General features: G+C 64.6%; 19 protein-coding genes. 3 read left to right on the forward strand and 16 right to left on the reverse strand.

What is annotated here, in order from left to right:
• Positions 1 to 26 precede the first annotated feature (26 nt).
• The 16 genes from trpA to ACYCUK_RS04550 all read right to left on the reverse strand — a co-directional run bounded on the left by trpA (position 27) and on the right by ACYCUK_RS04550 (position 16,884).
• Entirely contained in the window at positions 27 to 848 is an 822-nt protein-coding gene (gene trpA, locus ACYCUK_RS04475; RefSeq protein ID WP_461593629.1) for a tryptophan synthase subunit alpha, read from the reverse strand.
• Positions 848 to 2,080 (reverse strand): tryptophan synthase subunit beta, encoded by a 1,233-nt coding sequence (gene trpB, locus ACYCUK_RS04480; protein WP_461593630.1) that lies wholly within the window; start codon positions 2,078 to 2,080, stop codon positions 848 to 850. Before trpB ends, trpA begins: the two co-directional genes overlap by 1 nt.
• Positions 2,081 to 2,140: 60 nt before the next feature.
• On the reverse strand, positions 2,141 to 2,791 hold the full coding sequence (locus tag ACYCUK_RS04485) for a phosphoribosylanthranilate isomerase (RefSeq protein WP_461593631.1): 651 nt from the start codon (positions 2,789 to 2,791) through the stop codon (positions 2,141 to 2,143).
• 9 nt (positions 2,792 to 2,800) lie between these two features.
• Positions 2,801 to 3,586, reverse strand: coding sequence for a tRNA pseudouridine(38-40) synthase TruA (gene truA / locus ACYCUK_RS04490; protein ID WP_461593632.1), 786 nt, complete (start codon positions 3,584 to 3,586; stop codon positions 2,801 to 2,803).
• A gap of 24 nt (positions 3,587 to 3,610) precedes the next feature.
• Entirely contained in the window at positions 3,611 to 6,163 is a 2,553-nt protein-coding gene (locus ACYCUK_RS04495) for a FimV/HubP family polar landmark protein (RefSeq protein ID WP_461593633.1), read from the reverse strand.
• Positions 6,164 to 6,360: 197 nt separating this feature from the next.
• Entirely contained in the window at positions 6,361 to 7,485 is a 1,125-nt protein-coding gene (asd, locus tag ACYCUK_RS04500) for an aspartate-semialdehyde dehydrogenase (RefSeq protein WP_461593634.1), read from the reverse strand.
• Positions 7,486 to 7,535: 50 nt separating this feature from the next.
• Positions 7,536 to 8,639, reverse strand: a complete 1,104-nt coding sequence (gene leuB, locus ACYCUK_RS04505) for a 3-isopropylmalate dehydrogenase (protein WP_461593635.1) — start codon at positions 8,637 to 8,639, stop codon at positions 7,536 to 7,538.
• 20 nt (positions 8,640 to 8,659) lie between these two features.
• Positions 8,660 to 9,307 (reverse strand): 3-isopropylmalate dehydratase small subunit, encoded by a 648-nt coding sequence (leuD, locus tag ACYCUK_RS04510; RefSeq protein WP_461593636.1) that lies wholly within the window; start codon positions 9,305 to 9,307, stop codon positions 8,660 to 8,662.
• Between the two features lie 15 nt (positions 9,308 to 9,322).
• The gene (gene leuC / locus ACYCUK_RS04515) at positions 9,323 to 10,723 is read right to left on the reverse strand and encodes a 3-isopropylmalate dehydratase large subunit (RefSeq protein ID WP_461593637.1); all 1,401 of its coding nucleotides are present in this window, start codon (positions 10,721 to 10,723) and stop codon (positions 9,323 to 9,325) included.
• Positions 10,724 to 10,983: 260 nt separating this feature from the next.
• Entirely contained in the window at positions 10,984 to 12,297 is a 1,314-nt protein-coding gene (gltA, locus tag ACYCUK_RS04520) for a citrate synthase (protein WP_461593638.1), read from the reverse strand.
• 88 nt (positions 12,298 to 12,385) lie between these two features.
• A complete protein-coding gene (locus ACYCUK_RS04525) occupies positions 12,386 to 12,658 on the reverse strand; it encodes a succinate dehydrogenase assembly factor 2 (protein ID WP_461593639.1) in 273 nt (90 codons plus the stop codon).
• A 17-nt stretch (positions 12,659 to 12,675) separates the two neighbouring features.
• Positions 12,676 to 13,386, reverse strand: coding sequence for a succinate dehydrogenase iron-sulfur subunit (locus ACYCUK_RS04530; RefSeq protein ID WP_461593640.1), 711 nt, complete (start codon positions 13,384 to 13,386; stop codon positions 12,676 to 12,678).
• Positions 13,387 to 13,406: 20 nt separating this feature from the next.
• Positions 13,407 to 15,170 (reverse strand): succinate dehydrogenase flavoprotein subunit, encoded by a 1,764-nt coding sequence (gene sdhA, locus ACYCUK_RS04535; RefSeq protein WP_461593641.1) that lies wholly within the window; start codon positions 15,168 to 15,170, stop codon positions 13,407 to 13,409.
• Between the two features lie 2 nt (positions 15,171 to 15,172).
• Positions 15,173 to 15,538, reverse strand: coding sequence for a succinate dehydrogenase, hydrophobic membrane anchor protein (gene sdhD, locus ACYCUK_RS04540; protein ID WP_461593642.1), 366 nt, complete (start codon positions 15,536 to 15,538; stop codon positions 15,173 to 15,175).
• A 78-nt stretch (positions 15,539 to 15,616) separates the two neighbouring features.
• Positions 15,617 to 16,027: a succinate dehydrogenase, cytochrome b556 subunit gene (gene sdhC / locus ACYCUK_RS04545; protein ID WP_461593643.1), complete on the reverse strand. Its 411-nt coding sequence runs from the start codon at positions 16,025 to 16,027 to the stop codon at positions 15,617 to 15,619.
• Positions 16,028 to 16,104: 77 nt separating this feature from the next.
• Positions 16,105 to 16,884, reverse strand: a complete 780-nt coding sequence (locus ACYCUK_RS04550) for a GntR family transcriptional regulator (RefSeq protein WP_461593644.1) — start codon at positions 16,882 to 16,884, stop codon at positions 16,105 to 16,107.
• A 235-nt stretch (positions 16,885 to 17,119) separates the two neighbouring features.
• On the opposite strand from ACYCUK_RS04550, the gene ACYCUK_RS04555 reads away from it, so the two are divergent.
• The 3 genes from ACYCUK_RS04555 to prpC all read left to right on the forward strand — a co-directional run bounded on the left by ACYCUK_RS04555 (position 17,120) and on the right by prpC (position 20,296).
• A complete protein-coding gene (locus ACYCUK_RS04555) occupies positions 17,120 to 18,106 on the forward strand; it encodes a malate dehydrogenase (RefSeq protein WP_461593645.1) in 987 nt (328 codons plus the stop codon).
• Positions 18,107 to 18,136: 30 nt separating this feature from the next.
• The gene (gene prpB / locus ACYCUK_RS04560) at positions 18,137 to 19,045 is read left to right on the forward strand and encodes a methylisocitrate lyase (RefSeq protein ID WP_461593646.1); all 909 of its coding nucleotides are present in this window, start codon (positions 18,137 to 18,139) and stop codon (positions 19,043 to 19,045) included.
• Positions 19,046 to 19,123: 78 nt separating this feature from the next.
• On the forward strand, positions 19,124 to 20,296 hold the full coding sequence (gene prpC, locus ACYCUK_RS04565; RefSeq protein ID WP_461593647.1) for a bifunctional 2-methylcitrate synthase/citrate synthase: 1,173 nt from the start codon (positions 19,124 to 19,126) through the stop codon (positions 20,294 to 20,296).
• Positions 20,297 to 20,298 lie beyond the last annotated feature (2 nt).

A 20,298-nucleotide genomic window follows, 5' to 3' on the forward strand; every position in this document is an offset into this window, starting at 1 on the left:
TGCACTCCTGTCCTGTCTAGATGCGCCTAAGCGGCGGCGGATGCCTGCGTGGCGGCGTCGATCGCGGTGCGAATGCCACGCACGAAATCGGCTGCAGCCTGCATGCCCGCAGCCGCGGGCTGATGCTCCATCAGCTCGATGATGCGCGAGCCAATCACCACGGCGTCGGCGCACTCCGCCACGGCGGCGGCACTGGCGCCGTCGCGGATGCCGAAGCCCACGCCCAGCGGCAGGTGCACATGCCGGCGCAGGGTCTGCAGCCGCTCGCACACCGCTTGCGCGTCGAGATTGCCGGCGCCGGTCACGCCCTTGAGCGAGACATAGTAGACGTAGCCGCTGGCCAGCTGGTTCACCTGCTGCATGCGCGCCTCGGTGGAGGTGGGCGCCAGCAGGAAGATGGGGTCCATGCCTGCTGCGCGCAGGCGGGAGGCGAAGTCTTCCGCCTCCTCGGGCGGGTAATCGACCACCAGCACGCCATCCACGCCGGCTTGTGCCGCATCGCGCACGAAAGCTTCGACGCCGAAGCGCTCGATGGGATTGGCATAACCCATGAGCACCAGCGGTGTGGCCTGGTCGCGCAAGCGGAATTCGCGCACCCAGGACAGCACCTGCGCCATGTTCACGCCACGCGCCAGGGCGCGCTCGCTGGCGCGCTGAATGACAGGACCATCGGCCATCGGGTCGGAAAACGGAATGCCCAGTTCCAGCACGTCGGCACCGGCCTCGACCAGGGCGTGCAGCAGCGGCACGGTGGTCTCGGGCGCGGGGTCGCCTGCGGTGACATAGGGAATCAGCGCTTTGCGGCCGGTCTGCGCCAGGCGCTCGAAGGTGGAGGCGATACGGCGCATCACAGCACCCCCTGACGGCAGGACGGGCGGCAGAAGAACTGCGCCCCGGTGAGATCGGCGATATTGCCGATGTCCTTGTCGCCACGGCCGGAGAGGTTGACCAGCAAGGTCTGGCTGCGGCCCATTTCGGGCGCCATTTTCATGGCCTGCGCCAAGGCGTGGCTGCTCTCCAGCGCGGGGATGATGCCCTCGGTACGGCACAGCCGGTGAAAGGCGGCCAGCGCTTCGGCGTCGGTCACGGCGACATATTCTGCGCGGCCGATGTCCTTGAGCCAGGCATGCTCGGGGCCCACGCCGGGATAGTCCAGCCCGGCCGATACCGAATGGGTTTCGATGATCTGCCCGTCGGCATCCTGCAGCAAATAGGTGCGGTTGCCGTGCAACACACCGGGTGAGCCCGCCGACAGCGAAGCCGCGTGCCGGCCCGTGCCGAGGCCTTCACCGCCGGCCTCGACGCCGATCAGGCGCACCTTCTCATGCTCGATATACGGGTAGAAAATGCCCATGGCGTTGCTGCCGCCGCCAACGCAGGCGAGCACGGCATCGGGCTGGCGGCCGGTCATTTCCGGCATTTGGGCGATGCACTCGTCGCCGATCACGCGCTGGAAGTCGCGCACCATCATCGGGTAGGGATGGGGGCCGGCCACGGTGCCGATGATGTAGAAGGTGTTCTCGACATTGGCAACCCAATCGCGCATGGCCTCGTTCATCGCGTCTTTCAGCGTCTTGGAACCGCTTTCCACCGGCACCACCTTGGCGCCCAGCAGATGCATGCGATAGACGTTGGGGGACTGCCGTTTCACGTCCTCGGAACCCATGTACACCACGCAGTCCATGCCGTAGCGCGCCGCCACCGTGGCCGACGCCACGCCATGTTGACCGGCGCCGGTTTCGGCAATGACGCGCGGCTTGCCCATGCGACGGGCCAGCATGGCCTGGCCGATGGTGTTGTTGATCTTGTGCGCGCCGGTGTGGTTCAGGTCTTCGCGCTTGAGGAAAATCTGCGCGCCGCCAAGCTCGCGACTCAGGCGTTCGGCGTGGTAGATGGGGCTGGGACGGCCAACGAAATGTTTGAGTTCGCTTTGGTATTCGGCGATGAACTCGGGGTCGGTGCGGTAATGCGCGTAGGCCGTCTTGAGTTCGTCGAGCGCCTTGACCAGGGTCTCGGCGACGAAAGAGCCGCCGTAAGGGCCGAAATGGCCGCGGGCGTCGGGGTAGGCATAGTTCAGCATGATGGTGAAGTCGGGAGAGCCGGAAGCTGGGGCTTGCGCCGGAAAGCCGTGGCAAGCGGATCAGGCTTGCACGGCGGCATCTGCATCGCGCACCGCCGCGATGAAGCGGCGAATGGCGGCTGCGTCTTTCACGCCCTTGGACAGCTCGACGCCGGATGAGACGTCAACCGCCCAGGGCCTGACCTGCGCAATGGCCCGCCCCACATTTGACGCATGCAACCCACCAGACAAAACGATGGGAAAGTTGGCGTTTTTTGGAATCAGTGACCAATCGAAAACCTCGCCGCCGCCGCCGTAGGACTCGATGTAGGTATCGAGCAAAAGCGCTTGGGCATCTGTGAACCGGGTCTTGAAGTCTAGCAAATCCAGGCCCGTTTTCATGCGGGCTGCGCGCAAATAGGGGTATGAGAAGCGGGAGCAGTCGGCGGGAGATTCATCACCGTGAAACTGCAACAAGGATGGATGCACCGCGTCGATCACCGCGTTCACCTCGGCCTCGGTGGCGTTGACGAACAGCGCCACGGTGCTGACGAACGGCGGCAAGGCACGCGCAATGGCTTGCGCCTGCTGCATGGCCACAGAGCGTGGACTTTGCGGGTAGAAGACCATGCCGATGGCGTCGGCTCCGGCCTCGGCGGCAGCCAGGGCGTCACCGATGCGGGTGATGCCGCAAATCTTGATGCGGGTGCGATGGGGAGGGTGCATCGACATGGCGGGGCTTCAGGCGAAAAGCTGGGGCAGGTCACAAGCCGGGTCGGGCAGATCGAAACTGGCGGGGTATTGCGGCCCGAGGAAATAGAGACCGTGCGGCATGAAAGTGGGGGCGGCCAGGCTGCGGTTGCAGGACTGCAGCACATTGTGCAACCAGACGCTGTCTTGCGCCCCGCTGCCCACGGCGATCAGGCAACCCATGATGTTGCGCACCATATGGTGCAGAAAAGCGCTGGCGTGGAAGTCGAAGGTCCAGGTGTCGCCTTGCCGGCCGATGTCGATGGCGTGCAGGGTCTTGACCGGGCTGCGGGACTGGCAGGAACTGGCGCGGAAAGCCGAAAAATCGTGCGTCCCCAGCAGTATGGCGGCGGCGGCGCGCATGGCGCTGGCGTCGAGCGGCAGGTGCGTCCAGCCGACGAGCCCATGCAGCAAAGCTGGTCGCACCTTGGCCTGCACCAACACATAGCGGTAGCGGCGCGAAACCGCGCTCTTTTGGGCGTGAAACGCATCCACCACTGGCTGGGCCCAGTTCACGGCGATGTCGGGCGGCAGGAAGTTGTTGGTGCCGCGCACCCAGGAAAACGGCGCACGAGAGACAGGTGAGTCGAAGTGCACGACCTGCTGCAGGGCATGCACGCCAGCGTCGGTGCGGCCGGCGCAAGCCACCCGCACCGGGGTGCCCATGAAGCGCGCCAGCGCGGCCTCAAACTGGTCCTGCACGGTGCGGCCTCCGGGCTGGCTCTGCCACCCCAGGTAGGCGCATCCCCTGTAACTCAGCCCGAGGGCAATGCGCATGGACGCCGCGATCGCCCTCTGACTTCAGCCGATTTCGGCCAGCATCCGCTGGGCGCGTACCTTGGTTTCTCCATCGCTTTCGGCAATGATCTCGCCCAGCAGATTGCGCGCCATGTCCACATCGCCCATGGCGCGACATTCCTCCACCAGGGCCAAGCGCGTGTCCAGGCCATGCGATGAATCCGGCATGGGTTCAGCCTGCGGCTGCGCGGGCGCGTGCGGTTCTTGGCGCTGCGCCGTGCCGGGAGCAACAGGCGCGGCTGGGGCCGCCGGTGCCGTGCTGGGTTCGCTCGGGGGCAAATCCAGCGAGAGCGCGCCGAGATCGAACTCCAGCGGCTGCTTGTCCGAGGGATGCGAGATCTCGGGCTGGATGACCGGCAAGTTCGAGTCGGGCGCATGGAAGCCGGAAAAATCAAAGTTCAGGACCGAGTCGGACTTGTCGGCAGGAGCCGGCTCAGCAGGCGCGGCGCTGACAGGGGTCGACCTTTGCGGCGCCATCGCCGTAACGCTCTTGTTTGGCATGGCCGGCGTGACGGGTGGGCCGGAGAGATTCAAATCGAGATCGAGGCCAGAACCGGCGGGCGCGGAAGTGGCGGTTGACGCGGAGGTCATCAGTGACGGCAGGCTGGTGAGCAATTCCGTCGCTGGCAGGGACCTCGGCGCCGACAGCATCGACGAACCCGTGGGCGCGAAGTCGCTGACAGGCATGGTGGTCGGCGCGTTGATGGTGCTCGGCGGCACGGTGTTGTGATACAGAGGATTGATGGGATCGAGGTTGCGCCCCAGATCCTGGGCCTTCTTCCAGTCGTCGCCAACGCCTTCGGTCAAGGCGAACAACTCGGCCGCCGTCATCTCGAATGAGCGGACATCCTTGCGCTTGGCATAGATCTCGAGCAATTTGAGCCGCGCGGCGTTGCGGTCGGGATGATTTTTCAACGACTCTTTGAGAATCTCCTCAGCCTGCAGATCGCGACCATAGGCGAGGTAGACATCGGCTTCGGCGACCGGGTCGACATCACCTGTATCCAGTTGGCTCGGCGAATAGGCAACGGAAGAACCCAGGGTGCTGTTGCGTGTGTCCACGCGCTCCCCACCCGTGCCACCAAAGAAGCTGTCGGCGGCGCTCAGTCGACTGTCGAACACCGAGGAATCACGTGGCGAACCGCCCTTTTTGCGGCGGCGCAGAAAAGCCCAGGCTGCCAGCAGCAAGGCGATGAGGCCAGCAGCCGGTGCGAAATAAGGATTGGCCAACAGACCGGAGAGCCAGCCGGGTTGGTTTGACGCTTCGCCAGGCGGCTTGGGCGCAGCAACCGGCTTCACCACCGGCTTGGGCTTGGATGCGGCCGTGGCCACGGGAGACTGAACCCTGACCTGGGCCGCAGGCTTGGCTGCCGAGGCCGGCATGGCCGCAGGCGTTGCGGCTTTGACGGCAGCGCTGGCACTGGCAGCCAGCTTCGAGAGTGCGGCGACATTGGCCTTGGCTTCAGCCAACTTTGTGGCAGCGGCTTGCGCCTCTTTTTGCGCTGCAATCTTGCTGGCTTGCTCGGTCTGAGCCTGGGCAGCGGTGCCGACCGCGGCCTCGCTCAATTTGAGCTGCGACTTGGGCTCCGATGCCTTCGACACCGGCTCCTGCACTTGCGCCTGAATCTTGCCTGCGGCCTGGCGCGGATTCGTCTTTTCTTGCGGCGCTGCCTGCCCGGTCATTTGCGCCAGACGGCGGCGGTAAGCCTGGAAATTCTGGCTCTGGGCGATGACGACCTCGCGCGCCTTGGCCTGTGGAATGTCCTGCGCCTCTTGCACACTGGGGATGCGCAAAATGGCGCCGGCCCGCAGCAAATTCATATTGCCGTCGATGAAGGCGCCGCTATTGGCGCGGTAGAGCGCCGTGAGCATCTGGTCCAGCGAAACGGTTTCCACGCCAACCTGCTGGGCAATGCTGGAGAGCGTGTCGCCCTTGCGCACGGTGTAGGTCTGAGCCTGCGCCGTTGAGGTCGGGGCGGGGGCCGCAACGGGCTGCCGCTGCGTTGCGACAGGCTTGGCAGGGGTGGAGGAGCCATTGCCAACCGGGTTGGTCGGAGCCCGCTGTGCCATGGGTGGCTGCATGGCCGTGGCTGGCGGCGCCATCTGCTGGCCGGCCTGCGGCGCAATCTGGGTCGCAGCCTGGGGCTCCTGGAAATTGGGTGGGTCAAACAACAGGGTGTAGTCGCGCGTCAGCTCGCCATTCCCCCAGTAGGCGCGCAGCAGCACATCGACAAAAGGCTCTTGCACCGGGCGGGAACTGCTCAGGCGCAAATAGGACCGCCCATCGGGACGGTGCTCCAGCGTGATGGTGACTTCCGGCAGGATGCTGCTGTAGTTCAACTTGCGCGACTGGAAGGCCGAGGCTGGCGCCACCGCCACCTTGAGCGAGGAGGCTTCGTCAGGGGTGATCTGGGTGATGTCGATGTCGGCGCGCAGGGGCTGGCCCAGCGCGGATTTGACTGTCGCATGGCCGAGGCCGAATGCATAGGCCTGCGAAATTGCACCTGGCAATGCCGCCAGACACACCAAGCCGATTGCTTGACGCCATTTGGCCACGTTGCACCCCCTAGTTTGATTGGCTTGTTTCACAGCGCGCCGCTATTGAATGATTGTCGAATCAACATAGCATCCGATAGTTAGCCTGACAAGCTCGGCCAATAGGTGAAGATGCCGCGGGCCCTGAACTGTCGCGCGCAGGCCATATTCGGGGCACCCGTTGGGGTCTGCAGATGCCGCGCGCGTCCGGTTGCGTTTCAGGCGTCCAGCACGATGCGCAGCATGCGCCGCAGGGGTTCGGCCGCACCCCACAGCAGTTGGTCGCCGACCGTGAAGGCACTCAGATACTCGGGCCCCATGGCCAGCTTGCGCAGCCGGCCAACGGGAATGCCAAGCGTTCCGGTGACGGCTACGGGCGTCAGGTCGCGCATGCTGGCGTCGCGCGTATTCGGCACGACCTTCACCCAGGCGTTGTCGGCGGCGATCATGGCCTCGATCTCGGCCAACGGCACATCGCGCTTGAGTTTGAGTGTGAGGGCCTGGCTGTGGCAGCGCATGGCGCCGATGCGCACGCACAGGCCGTCCACTGGAATGGCTTGACCCTCGGCGAGGCCGAGAATCTTGTTGGTCTCGGCGCCGCCTTTCCACTCCTCGCGCGACATGCCGTTGCCCAGATCCTTGTCGATCCAGGGAATGAGGCTACCGCCGAGCGGCGCCTCGAAATGGCGGGTTTGCGCGGAACTCAGCGCACGCTGCTGGGCGATGACGCCACGGTCGATGTCGAGAATGGCCGAGGCCGGGTCGTCGAGCAGCGGCCGGGCCGCGGCGTTGAGCGTGCCGAACTGGGTCAGCAGCTCGCGCATATGCTGCGCGCCGCCGCCCGATGCGGCCTGGTAGGTCATGCTGGTCATCCACTCCACCAGACCCGCCTTGAACAAGGCGCCCACACCCATGAGCATGCAGCTCACGGTGCAGTTGCCGCCGATCCAGTTCTTGCCGCCGCGCTCGAGCGCGGTGTCGATCACCGTGCGATTGACCGGGTCGAGGATGATGACGCAGTCGTCGCGCATGCGCAGGGTGGAGGCAGCGTCGATCCAGTGCCCGGTCCAGCCGCTGGCACGCAATTTGTCGAATATCGCGCTGGTGTAGTCGCCGCCCTGGGCGGTGAGGATGATGTCGCAGGCGCGCAGCGCGTCCAGGTCGTGCGCGTCCAGCAGCGGGGTGCTGGTTTTCGTCCAGCCTGGCGCCTTGCCGCCGACATTGCTGGTGGAAAAAAACACCGGGTCGATGTGTTCGAAATCGCCCTCGTCGCGCATGCGCTGCATCAGCACCGAACCCACCATGCCGCGCCAGCCGACCAAACCTGCACGCTTGTTCGCCATCTTGAATCGTACTTTCTTGATTGTGGTTGCTGCCGAAAACGGCGACGGGCTCAGCCGAGTGCCGCCACCACCGCGTCGCCCATTGTCGCCGTACCCACGGTCTGCGCGCCTGGCTCGGCGATGTCCGCCGTGCGCAGGCCCTGGCGCAACACGGCCTGCACGGCCTGCTCGATGCGGGCCGCAGCTTCGGGTTGGCGCAGCGAGTAGCGCAGCATCATGGCCGCGCTCAGGATGGTGGCCAGCGGGTTGGCCACGCCTTTGCCGCCAATGTCGGGCGCGGAGCCGTGCGAGGGCTCGTACAGCCCCTTGCCGTTGGCGTCGAGCGAAGCCGAGGGCAGCATGCCGATGGAGCCGGTGAGCATGGCGGCTTCGTCGCTCAGAATGTCGCCAAACATATTGCCGGTGACGATGACGTCGAACTTCTTCGGCGCCTTCACCAGTTGCATCGCGGCGTTGTCCACATACATATGTTCGAGCGCAATGTCGGGATACTGCGCGTGCACCTCGATCACCACGTCTTTCCAGAACTGGAAGGTTTCCAGCACATTGGCCTTGTCCACGCTCGTCACCTTGCCCGCATGGCCGGCCGCCTTGCGCGTGCGCGCCGCCTGGAACGCGACATGGGCGATGCGCTCGATTTCCGGGCGGCTGTAGCGCATGGTGTCGAAGGCTTCCGGCGCGCCGGCAAAAGCGCCGTCCGGGCTCGGGCGGCGGCCACGCGGCTGGCCGAAATAAATGTCGCCCGTGAGTTCGCGCACGATGAGAATGTCCAGCCCCGCCACCACTTCAGGCTTCAGGCTGGACGCCGCCGCGAGTTCGCCATACAGAATGGCCGGACGCAGATTGGCGAACAGGCCGAGGTTCTTGCGCAGGCCGAGAATGGCCTGCTCGGGGCGCAGATGGCGCTCCAGGGCATCGAAACGCGGGTCGCCCACGGCGCCGAACAGCACGGCGTCGGCCTGCTTCGCCAGCGCCAGCGTGGCTTCGGGCAGGGGATGGCCGTGGTTGGTGTAGGCGGTGCCGCCGACATCGGCAAACTCCAGCTCGAAACGCAAGCCAGCGGCCTGATCGGCCTCCAGGCGTTGGAGAACCTTCACCGCTTCGGCGACGATTTCCGGGCCGATGCCGTCACCCGGCAGAACTGCAATCTTCATGCGTGTGTCTTGGTTTGATGTCAGAGAACGCGATGCGCCAGCCAGGGCATGCGCGCGATGCGCTCGGCCTCGAAGGCACGAATCTTGTCGGCTTTTTGCAGGGTCAGGCCGATTTCGTCCAGCCCGCCGACCAGGCAATGCTTGCGAAAGGGCGTGATGTCGAAAGGCAGCTCGGTGCCATCGGGTTTGATCACGCGCTGGCGCGGCAAATCCACGGTGAGCTGGTAGCCGACGAAGGCATAAACCTCGTCGAACAGCTTGGCCACTTCATGCTCGGGCAAGACGATGGGCAGCAGCCCGGTCTTGAAGCTGTTGTTGAAAAAAATATCGGCAAAGCTCGGGGCGATGACGACGCGCACGCCATATTGCTCGATGGCCCAGGGCGCGTGCTCGCGCGAAGAACCGCAACCGAAGTTCTGCCGCGCCAGCATGACGCTGGCCCCCTTGTAACGCGGCTGGTTGAGGACGAAGTCCGGGTTGGGCTTGCGCGTGGCGGGATCTCGCCCGGGTTCGCCGTGGTCGAGATAGCGCCATTCGTCGAACAGGTTGGGGCCGAAGCCGGTGCGGCGAATGGACTTGAGGAATTGCTTCGGAATGATGGCGTCGGTATCGACGTTTTCACGGTCGATGGGCACGACCAGACCCTGATGGATGGTGAAGGCTTGCATGGGAAGGGTTCGGGTTCAGAGTTTGCGCACGTCGATGAAATGCCCGGCGACCGCGGCCGCCGCGGCCATGGCCGGGCTGACGAGATGGGTGCGCCCGCCCTGCCCTTGCCGGCCTTCGAAATTGCGGTTCGAGGTGGAGGCGCAGCGCTCACCGGGCTCCAGGCGGTCGGCGTTCATCGCCAGGCACATGGAGCAGCCCGGCTCGCGCCACTCGAAGCCGGCCGCCATGAACACCTTGTCCAGCCCCTCGCGCTCGGCCTGGGCCTTCACCAAGCCGGAGCCGGGCACGGCCAGCGCCAGTTTGATGTTGGCGGCGACACGCTTGCCGGCCAGCACGCGGGCCGCGTCGCGCAGGTCTTCGATGCGGGAATTGGTGCACGAGCCGATGAACACCTTGTCGACAAAAATATCCGCCAGCGGCTTGTTCGGCTCCAGACCCATGTACTTCAGGGCGCGCTCCATCGCCGAGCGCTTGACCGGGTCTTTCTCCTTGTCGGGGTCGGGCACGCGGGCGTCGATATCGGCCACCATCTCGGGCGATGTGCCCCAGGTGACTTGCGGGCGAATGTGGCTGGCGTCGAGGTCCACCGTGACGTCGAACTTCGCGTCGGCGTCGGAACGCAGCGTGCGCCAGTGCGCCTCGGCCTGCGCCCACTCCACGTCGCTGGGGGCGAAAGGGCGGCCCTTGATGTAGCGCAGCGTGGTGTCGTCCACCGCCACCAGGCCGGCGCGGGCACCGGCTTCGATGGCCATATTGCACAAGGTCATGCGCCCTTCCATGCTCAAGCGCCGTACCACCGGGCCGCCGAATTCGATGGTGCAGCCGGTGCCGCCCGCAGTGCCGATGGCGCCGATCACGGCCAGCGCCACGTCCTTTGCCGTGCAGCCGCGCGGCAACTCGCCGCCCACCCGCACCAGCATGTTCTTCATCTTGCGCGCCAGCAGGGTTTGCGTGGCCAGCACATGCTCGACCTCGCTGGTGCCGATGCCGAAGGCGAGTGCGCCGAAAGCGCCATGGGTGCTGGTGTGCGAGTCGCCGCACACCACCGTCATGCCCGGCAGCGTGGCGCCCTGCTCCGGGCCGATGACGTGGACGATGCCCTGGCGCCGGTCGGCCATCTTGAACTGGGTGATGCCGTTGGCGTCGCAGTTCTTGTCCAGCGTGTCGATCTGCAGGCGCGAGATCGGGTCGGCGATGCCCGCAGATCGGTCGGTGGTCGGCACGTTGTGGTCGGACACGGCCAGGTTGGCACTGATGCGCCAGACCTTGCGGTGCGCCAGTTGCAGCCCCTCGAAGGCCTGCGGGCTGGTGACTTCATGCACCAGATGGCGATCGATGTAGAGCAGCGTGGTGCCGTCGGCCTCGACGTCCACCACATGTTCATCCCAGAGTTTGTCGTAAAGCGTGCGTGACATGCCAGATTCCTTCAAGACCTTGTCATTTTAGGTGGGCCGGATTCGCACCGCGCCGGGCGGCAACAAGGCTCTTCGGTGTCGGCAGGCTAGGCGTCCAAGGCGCAAAAACTGCCCAGGCTGGTGCGCAAGCGTCGGTGTTCACACACCTTACTTCCGTCGCCATCCTGTGACAAGATGACGATTGATCCTGGTATAAAAAAGCCCAGGCAAGCGCCGCCCGGGCCACCGCCCGGCAGCGCGGGCGGAAGGTCAGCGGTGTGTCAGCCGCGCTGGGCGAGAGGCACCACGTCGCGCTTGACGGCGCCGGTGAACAACTGGCGCGGACGGCCGATCTTGTATTCCGGGTCGGTCAGCATTTCGTTGAGCTGGGCGATCCAGCCCACCGTGCGCGCCAAAGCGAAGTTGGCGGTGAACAGCGAGACCGGCACGCCGATGGCCTTCTGCACGATGCCGGAGTAGAAGTCGACGTTGGGGTAGAGCTTGCGCTGGATGAAATAGTCGTCTTCCAGGGCGATTTTTTCCAGGGTCATGGCCAGCTTGAACAACGGGTCGTCGTGCAGGCCCAGGGCGTCGAGCACTTCGTGGCAGGTTTCGCGCATGAGCTTGGCGCGGGGGTCGTAGTTTTTGTACACGCGGTGGCCGAAGCCCATCAGCCGCACCGAGGAGTTCTTGTCTTTGACATTGGCGATGAACTCGCCGATCTTGGCGACCCCGCCATGCGCCTGAATGTCATCGAGCATGTTCAGGCAGGCTTCGTTGGCGCCACCATGCGCCGGGCCCCACAGGCAGGCCACGCCAGCGGCGATGGCGGCAAACGGATTGGTCCCCGACGAGGCGCACAGCCGCACCGTGGAGGTCGAGGCGTTCTGCTCGTGGTCGGCGTGGAGAATGAAAATGCGGTCGAGCGCGCGCTCGATCACCGGGTTGGGCTCGAAGTCCTCGCAGGGCGTGGCCCACATCATGCGCATGAAGTTGGCGGCGTAGCTCAACTTGTTCTGCGGGTACATATAGGGCTGTCCCATGTTGTACTTGTAGGCCATGGCCACCAGCGTCGGCATTTTGGCAATGAGGCGGATGGCCGAAATATTGCGCTGCTCGGGGTCATTGACGTTGATGGAGTCGGGGTAGAACGCCGACATCGCCCCGACCAGGCCGGTGAGCACTGCCATCGGATGGGCATCCCGACGGAAACCGCGCAGAAAGAACTGCATCTGCTCGTTGACCATGGTGTGCTGGGTGACGCGGGTCAGGAAATCCTTTTTCTGCGCGGCATCGGGCAGTTCCCCGTAGAGGATGAGGTAGCAGGTCTCCATGTAGTCGCAATGCACCGCGATCTGCTCGATGGGATAGCCGCGGTAGAGCAATTCGCCCTTGTCGCCGTCGATATAGGTGATGGCCGAACTGCACGAGGCGGTGGAGAGGAAGCCGGGGTCATAGGTGAACTTGCCGGTCTGGGCGTAGAGCTTGCGGATGTCGATCACATCCGGGCCGATGGAGCCTTCGTGGATGGGCAGTTCGACACTGGGAGAGCCGTCGGAGAACGACAGGGTGGCTTTGACGTCGGATGGGATCATGGTGCAACTCCGGATGGGGGAAGTGGGTGCTGTGTCGAGGCTTGTTGCGCCCCAATCTCGTGCGTGCGGTCAAGAATACAAGCAAGTTTCAAGCTGCCCTGAGCCAGTGCAAGACATGCATTTGTGCAGGCGGCAGCTGCTCGGGGGAGGGTTCGGCATGGCCCAGCAGCAAGTCCAGCAGGTGGTTGTCGTCGAGCTCGAGCAACGCTTGCACGGCTTGCCAGTCGGCTGGCTGCAGCGTTTCGCCGTGACGCTCGAAAAACCGGCCGAGGATGAGATCGTTTTCCAGCAAACCCCGCCGCGCACGCCAACGGATGCGACGCAAGGCGGCATCGTCGGGGGGCATGGCTTGTGGCTGCATGGGCTGTGGCTGCAAGCTCAGACGGCGCGACGCACCATCAAATCCTTGATATTGCCGATGGCGCGGGTGGGGTTGAGCCCCTTGGGGCAGACGTCCACGCAGTTCATGATGGTGTGGCAGCGGAACAGGCGGTAGGGGTCTTCCAGATTGTCCAGGCGCTCGTTCGTGGCTTCATCGCGGCTGTCGGCAATGAAGCGGTAGGCCTGCAGCAGCCCGGCAGGGCCGACGAATTTGTCCGGGTTCCACCAGAAGCTGGGGCAGGAGGTGGAGCAGCTGGCGCACAAAATACATTCGTACAGACCGTCGAGCACTTCGCGCTGCTCGGGGCTTTGCAGCCGTTCTTTTTCGGGTGGCGGCGTGTCGTTGATGAGGTAGGGCTTGATCGAGTGGTACTGGTTGAAGAACTGGGTCATGTCCACGATCAGGTCGCGAATCACCGGCAGTCCCGGCAGGGGTTTGAGCACCACCGGCTCTTTCAAGGTCAGCAGATTGGTGGTGCAGCTCAGGCCGTTCTTGCCGTTGATGTTCATGCCGTCGGAGCCGCACACGCCTTCGCGGCAGGAGCGGCGGAAGGCCACGGTCTCGTCGACGTCGGCCTTGATGCGCATGAGGGCGTCGAGCAGCATCTTGTCGTTGTGCTGCAGCCCGACCTCGTAGTCCTGCATATACGGCTTGGCGTCCTTGTCCGGGTCGTAGCGGTAGATGGAAAACTTCATCTTGCGGGTCATGGTGGTCTCCGGGCTGCGCGTCAGAACGTGCGCGCCTTGGGTTTGAAGGTTTCGACGGTCAGGGGTTTCATCTGCACCGCTCGGTAGCTCAGGCGGTTGCCTTCGCTGAACCAGAGGGTGTGCTTGAGCCAGTTCGCGTCGTCACGCTCGGGGTGGTCGCGATGCGAATGGGCGCCACGGCTTTCCTGCCGCGCCTCGGCCGAAACGATGGTGGCCCTGGCCGTCTCGATCAGGTTTTCCACCTCCAGCGCCTCGACGCGCGCGGTGTTGAACACCTTGGATTTGTCCTTGAGGTGGATGTGCTGCGCGCGCTGTGCGATCTCGCCGATGGCGCCCACGCCCTCGCGCAACAGCTCGGAGGTGCGGAACACGCCGCAATGCTTTTGCATGCTGGCGCGAATGTCGTTGGCAACGTCCTGGATGGACTCGCCCGAGGTGGATGCGTCCAGCCTCGACAGACGCGCCAGCGACGCATCGGCCGCGTCCGCCGGAAGCGGCTTGTGGCTGCGCTTGAGCAGTTCGCTCGATGCAATGTGATTGCCCGCAGCGCGGCCGAACACGACCAGGTCGAGCAGGGAGTTGGTACCCAGGCGGTTGGCGCCGTGCACACTGACGCAGGAGCATTCGCCAATGGCGTAGAGGCCGCCGACGATGTGCTCACTGCCGTCGGCGCCCACGGTCAGAACCTGGCTGTGAAGATTGGCCGGCACCCCACCCATCTGGTAATGGATGGTGGGCACCACGGGAATGGGTTCCTTGGTGCAGTCCACATTGGCGAACTTGAGCGCGATTTCGGCAATCGACGGCAGGCGCTTGTGTATCGTCTCGGCGCCGAGGTGGTCGAGCTTGAGCAGGACGTAGTCCTTGTTCGGCCCGGCGCCACGTCCTTCCTTGATCTCCTGGTCCATCGAGCGCGAGACGAAGTCGCGCGGCGCCAGGTCTTTGTAGGTCGGGGCGTAGCGCTCCATGAAGCGCTCGCCATTGGCGTTGAGCAAAATGCCGCCTTCGCCGCGCACGCCTTCGGTGATGAGCACGCCGGCCCCGGCCACGCCAGTGGGGTGGAATTGCCAGAACTCCATGTCCTGCAACGGGATGCCGGCGCGCGCTGCCATCCCCAAGCCGTCGCCGGTGTTGATGTAGGCGTTGGTGGATGCGGCGAAGATGCGCCCGGCCCCGCCCGTGGCCAGCACCGTGGCCTTGGCTTCGAGGATGGTGACCTCGCCGGTTTCCATCTCCATCGCCACCACGCCGAGCACGTCGCCATCGGCGTCGCGGATCAGGTCCAGCGCCATCCACTCGACGAAAAAGTGGGTGCGCGCCGCGACGTTCTGTTGGTACAGGGTGTGCAGCAGGGCGTGGCCCGTGCGGTCGGCCGCGGCGCAGGCGCGCTGCACCGGCTTCTCGCCCAGGTTGGCGGTGTGGCCGCCGAAAGGGCGCTGGTAAATGGTGCCGTCGGGATTGCGGTCGAACGGCATGCCCATGTGCTCCAGCTCGTACACGGCGCTGGGCGCTTCGCGGCACATGAACTCGATGGCATCCTGGTCGCCGAGATAGTCCGACCCCTTCACGGTGTCGAACATATGCCAGTACCAGTGGTCTTCACTCATATTGCCGAGCGAGGCACTGATGCCGCCCTGCGCCGCCACGGTGTGCGAGCGCGTGGGGAACACCTTGGACAGCACCGCCACATCGTGTCCGGCGCGCGCGAGCTGCAGCGCGCAGCGTAGCCCTGAGCCACCAGCGCCAACGATGACCACGTCGAATTTGCGTTTGTTGACCGCCATGCTCAAGCCCTCCACAACACTTGCACCGCCCAGCCGGCACAAGCCACCAGCCAGACGATGGTGAGCACCTGCAGCGACAGGCGTAGCGACACGGACTTGATGTAGTCCATCCAGATATCGCGCACGCCCACCCACACGTGGTAGGTCAAGGCGATCACGGCGACGAAGCTCAGCAGCTTCATCCACTGCGCGGCATACAGCGCCTGCCAGCGCGCATAGTTCAACGGCCCCGGCCAGACGAAATAACCCAGCAGCACCAGGGTGTAGACCGCCAGCACCACGGCGGTTACGCGCTGCGCCAGCCAGTCGCGAAACCCATAATGCGCGCCGACCACCAGACGGTGTGCGCCATAGTTCGTTGATCTCATTGGAACCCCCCTGGCGCAAAGCGCCTTTCCCCCAAGGAGGACGAGCCGGCCTTCGGGCGGTCGTGCAGTGTGCTCATTTCATGCCCCCACAAACAGATGCACTGCGAAAACCGCGGTGGCCAGCAACGAGACGGCAAAGGTGGCCACCGCCAGCTTGCGCCCCTGCTCCTTGCTCACGGTCTGGAACGCATCCATCACCAAGTGCCGTACACCGGCCACCAGGTGGTGGGCCAAGGCCCAGAACAGGACCAGCAACAGCAGCTTGACTGGCCACAGCCCCAGAAACTGGGCGAGTTGCGCGTAGCTTTGCTCGGAGCGCAGGCTGGTGTCGAGCATCCAGAGCGTGAAGGGAAGCAAAAAGAACATCACCGCACCGCTGGCACGGTGCAGGATGGACACCAGACCGGCCAGCGGCAGCCTGTAGCTGGCAATCTGGGAGATGTGGATATTGCGGAATTCGGGTCGTTTTCGTGTGTGAACGGTTGGCATGATTGTTTGACCTCTACTGATGTGATACGAGTTTATTGCGCCGCAATAAACTTGGATTTTTGCTCCTGTTTGTCGGCTCAACTCAGCGCGTTGCGGTAGTGATGATGCGCTGTGGAGTACAGCCCACGGCGCAATTCTGCGGGTTGATCGCCATAGCTGAACGCGAGGCGCTCGACCGAGAGCAAGGCTTGCCCCACGGGAACCTTGAGCAGCGCGGCTTCTTGCGGGCCGGCGTTCACGGCGCGAATTTTCTCCTCGGCCCGCACCATGCGCGTGCCGAACTCGGATTCGAACAAGGCGTACAGCGGCCCCTCATAACGCTCCAGACGCTCGGCGGTGAGGCCACGGAAGGGTGCCCCCTGCAAATAGATGTCTTCGTAGACCAGGGGCTCGCCGCCGATATGCAGGATGCGGCGAATTTCCAGCACCATATCCCCAGGCTTGATGGCCAGCAATCGGGCCACATCGGCTGCCGCGCGCATGCGATGGCATTCGAGAAATTGCCGTTGCATGCGCAAGGCTTGGTCGGGCTCGCCATCGGGCACCATGCGCAGGAATCGGAACTTGACCTGCTCCTCGTGGTGGGTGGAGACGAAGGTGCCGCGCCCCTGGCGGCGCAGCAGCAGGTTTTCGGCAGCGAGTTCGTCAATCGCCTTGCGCACCGTGCCCTGGCTGACACCGAAGCGCAGGGCCAGCTCAGCCTCGCTCGGGATCAGTTCGCCCGGCTTCCATTCGCCACTTTGAAGGCTGCGGGTCAGCAGCGCCTTGATCTGCTGGTAGAGCGGGCTGAAGACGGGACTGACGCCAGCGGTCCCCATTGGTGCGGGGAGATTGCCGGTATGGGTCGGGGTGGCCATGCGCTGCATTGCAGCACACGGCCACGGCCTTGTCCACCATGACCTAATAGATGTCTTATATATGACAGATGTTTGTTGACGCCTCCATGCGGGGCGCCTAAACTTCTTGATGCACCGCATCATCAGCCTGTCTAATGAAAGCAGCATCAAGCACGGTCAGCGCCGGGCTTGAGTGCATCACGCTCTGCGGCCATCGACCGCAACAGTTCAGTTCCGCACCTCACCGGAGTCCACCATGTCCAAAACCCCCATGCGCGTCGCCGTCACCGGCGCTGCCGGCCAGATCGGTTACGCCCTGCTGTTTCGCATCGCCTCGGGCGAAATGCTCGGCAAAGATCAACCCGTGATCCTGCAGCTGCTGGAAATTCCCGACGAGAAAGCACAGAAAGCGCTCAAGGGCGTGATGATGGAACTGGAGGACTGCGCCTTCCCGCTGCTCGCCGGCATGACGGCGCATGGCGACCCGAACACCGCGTTCAAGGACATCGATGCCGCCCTGCTGGTGGGCGCCCGTCCGCGCGGCCCGGGCATGGAGCGGCGCGATCTGCTCTCGGCCAATGCGCAGATCTTCACCGCGCAAGGCAAGGCGCTGAACGTCGTGGCCAAGCGCGACGTTCGCGTGCTGGTGGTGGGCAATCCGGCCAACACCAATGCCTACATCGCCATGAAGTCGGCCCCCGATCTGCCGAAGCAGAACTTCACCGCCATGCTGCGCCTGGACCATAACCGCGGCCTGTCGCAAATCGCCGCCAAGCTGGGCAAGCCGGTGGCCTCCATCGAGAAGTTCTGCGTCTGGGGCAACCACTCGCCCACCATGTATGCCGACTACCGCTTCGCCACCATCGACGGCCAATCGGTGAAGGACATGATTGCCGACGACGACTGGAACCGCAATGTGTTCCTGCCCACCGTGGGCAAGCGCGGTGGCGCCATCATCGAGGCGCGCGGCCTGAGTTCGGCGGCGTCGGCGGCGAACGCCGCCATCGACCACATGCACGACTGGTTCCTCGGCACGAATGGACGCTGGGTGACCATGGGCATTGCGTCCGACGGTTCCTACGGCATTCCCGAAGACACCATGTTCGGTGTGCCGGTAACCTGCACACCCGGCAGCTACACCCGCGTGGCAGGGCTGCCCATCGACGCCTTCTCGCGAACCTGCATCGACAAGACGCTGGGCGAGTTGATGGAAGAAAAAGACGGCGTGAAGCATCTGCTGTAAAGCTTGCATCCAACAGGTCGGGGAGACACCATGCCGAGCCTCAGTAGCAACCACAAGACCACCAGCCCCGGGCAGCGCCTGCGCCAGGCCGTGGGCGAAGAAAGCCCGCTGCAGGTGGTTGGCGCCACCTGCGCCCAGCATGCCTTGCTGGCGCAGCGCGCCGGGTTCCGCGCCATCTATCTGTCGGGCGGCGGCGTCGCGGCGGGCTCGCTGGGCATGCCGGACCTGGGCATCAACACCCTGGACGACGTGCTCACCGACGTGCGCCGCATCACCGATGTCTGCGCGTTGCCGCTGCTGGTGGACGTGGACACGGGCTTTGGGCCCAGCGCCTTCAACATAGCCCGCACGGTGCGAAGCCTGATCAAGTTTGGCGCCGCCGGCATGCATATCGAAGACCAGGTCGGCGCCAAGCGTTGCGGCCATCGGCCGGGCAAGGAAATCGTCAGCACCTCGGAAATGGCCGATCGCGTCAAAGCCGCGGTGGACGCGCGCACCGACGACGCCTTCGTCGTCATGGCCCGCACCGATGCGCTGGCGGTGGCAGGACTGGACGCGGCGATCGAGCGCGCCGTGGTCTGTGTCGAAGCCGGCGCCGACATGATCTTCCCCGAAGCCATGACCGAACTCGCCATGTACCGCCGCTTCGCCGACGCGGTGAAGGTGCCGGTGCTGGCCAACATCACCGAGTTCGGCGCCACGCCGCTGTTCACCACCGACGAGTTGCGCAGCGCCGGCGTCAGCCTGGCGCTCTACCCGCTGTCGGCTTTCCGGGCGATGAACAAGGCGGCCGAAACCGTCTACGGCGCCATCCGCCGCGACGGCACGCAGCAAGCCGTGGTGAGCCAGATGCAGACCCGCGCCGAGTTGTACGACGTCATCGGCTACCACGCTTATGAACACCGGCTGGATGCCTTGTTCCAGCAAAGCAAGGGCTAGGCTGAACCGGCTCGGCGCATGAACCCGACCGGGCCGGGAGATCAAAGCCACAGCCCACCATCAACTCAGGAGACCAGCATGAGCGAAGTCCAGGCCGCATCCGCCACACCTTCCATGACACCCAAGCCGAAGAAATCGGTGGCCCTGTCCGGCGTCGTCGCCGGCAACACGGCGCTGTGCACCGTGGGGCGCACCGGCAACGACCTGCATTACCGCGGCTACGACATTCTCGACATGGCCGACGTCTGCGAATTCGAGGAAATCGCCCATCTGCTGGTGCGTGGCAAACTGCCCAACAAGGCCGAACTGGCCGCTTACAAAACCAAGCTGCGCGCCTTGCGCGGCGTGCCCATGCAGGTGCGCGCGGTGCTGGAAGCGCTGCCTGCCTCCAGCCACCCGATGGACGTGATGCGCACGGGTGTGTCCGCTCTGGGTTGCGTGCTGCCGGAGAAGGACGACCACGGCATTCCCGGCGCGCGCGACATGGCCGACCGGCTGATGGCCAGCCTCGGCTCCATGCTGCTGCTCTGGTACCACTACAGCCACAACGGCCAGCGCATCGACGTGGAAACCGACGACGACTCCATCGCCGGCCATTTTCTGCACCTCTTGCACGGCAAGCCGGCGTCCGACCCCTGGGTGCGGGCGATGCACACCTCGCTCAACCTGTACGCCGAGCACGAGTTCAATGCCTCCACGTTCGCCGCACGGGTCATTGCCGGCACTGGCAGCGACTTTCATTCCTGCATCGCCGGCGCCATCGGCGCGCTGCGCGGCCCCAAGCATGGCGGCGCCAACGAAGCCGCGTTCGACACCCAGAACCGCTACGACAACCCCGACGAGGCCGAGGCCGACATCGTGCGGCGCGTGGCGGCCAAGGAAGTCGTCATCGGCTTCGGCCACCCGGTCTACACCATCGCCGACCCGCGCAACGAAGTCATCAAGAACGTTGCCAAACGCCTGAGCGTGGCCGCTGGCGACATGAAGCTGTTCGCCATTGCCGAGCGTCTGGAAGCGGTCATGCGGCGCGAAAAGAACATGTTCCCCAACCTCGACTGGTTCAGCGCCGTGAGCTATTCGCTCATGGGCGTACCCACCGCGATGTTCACGCCGCTATTCGTGATTTCCCGCACCAGTGGCTGGAGCGCACATGTCATCGAGCAGCGGGTGGACAACAAAATCATCCGTCCGAGCGCGAATTACACTGGTCCCGACGACCTGTCATTCGTGCCGCTGGCGCAGCGCCCCTGAGT

The sequence above is a fragment of the Thiomonas sp. genome, from assembly GCF_054608695.1.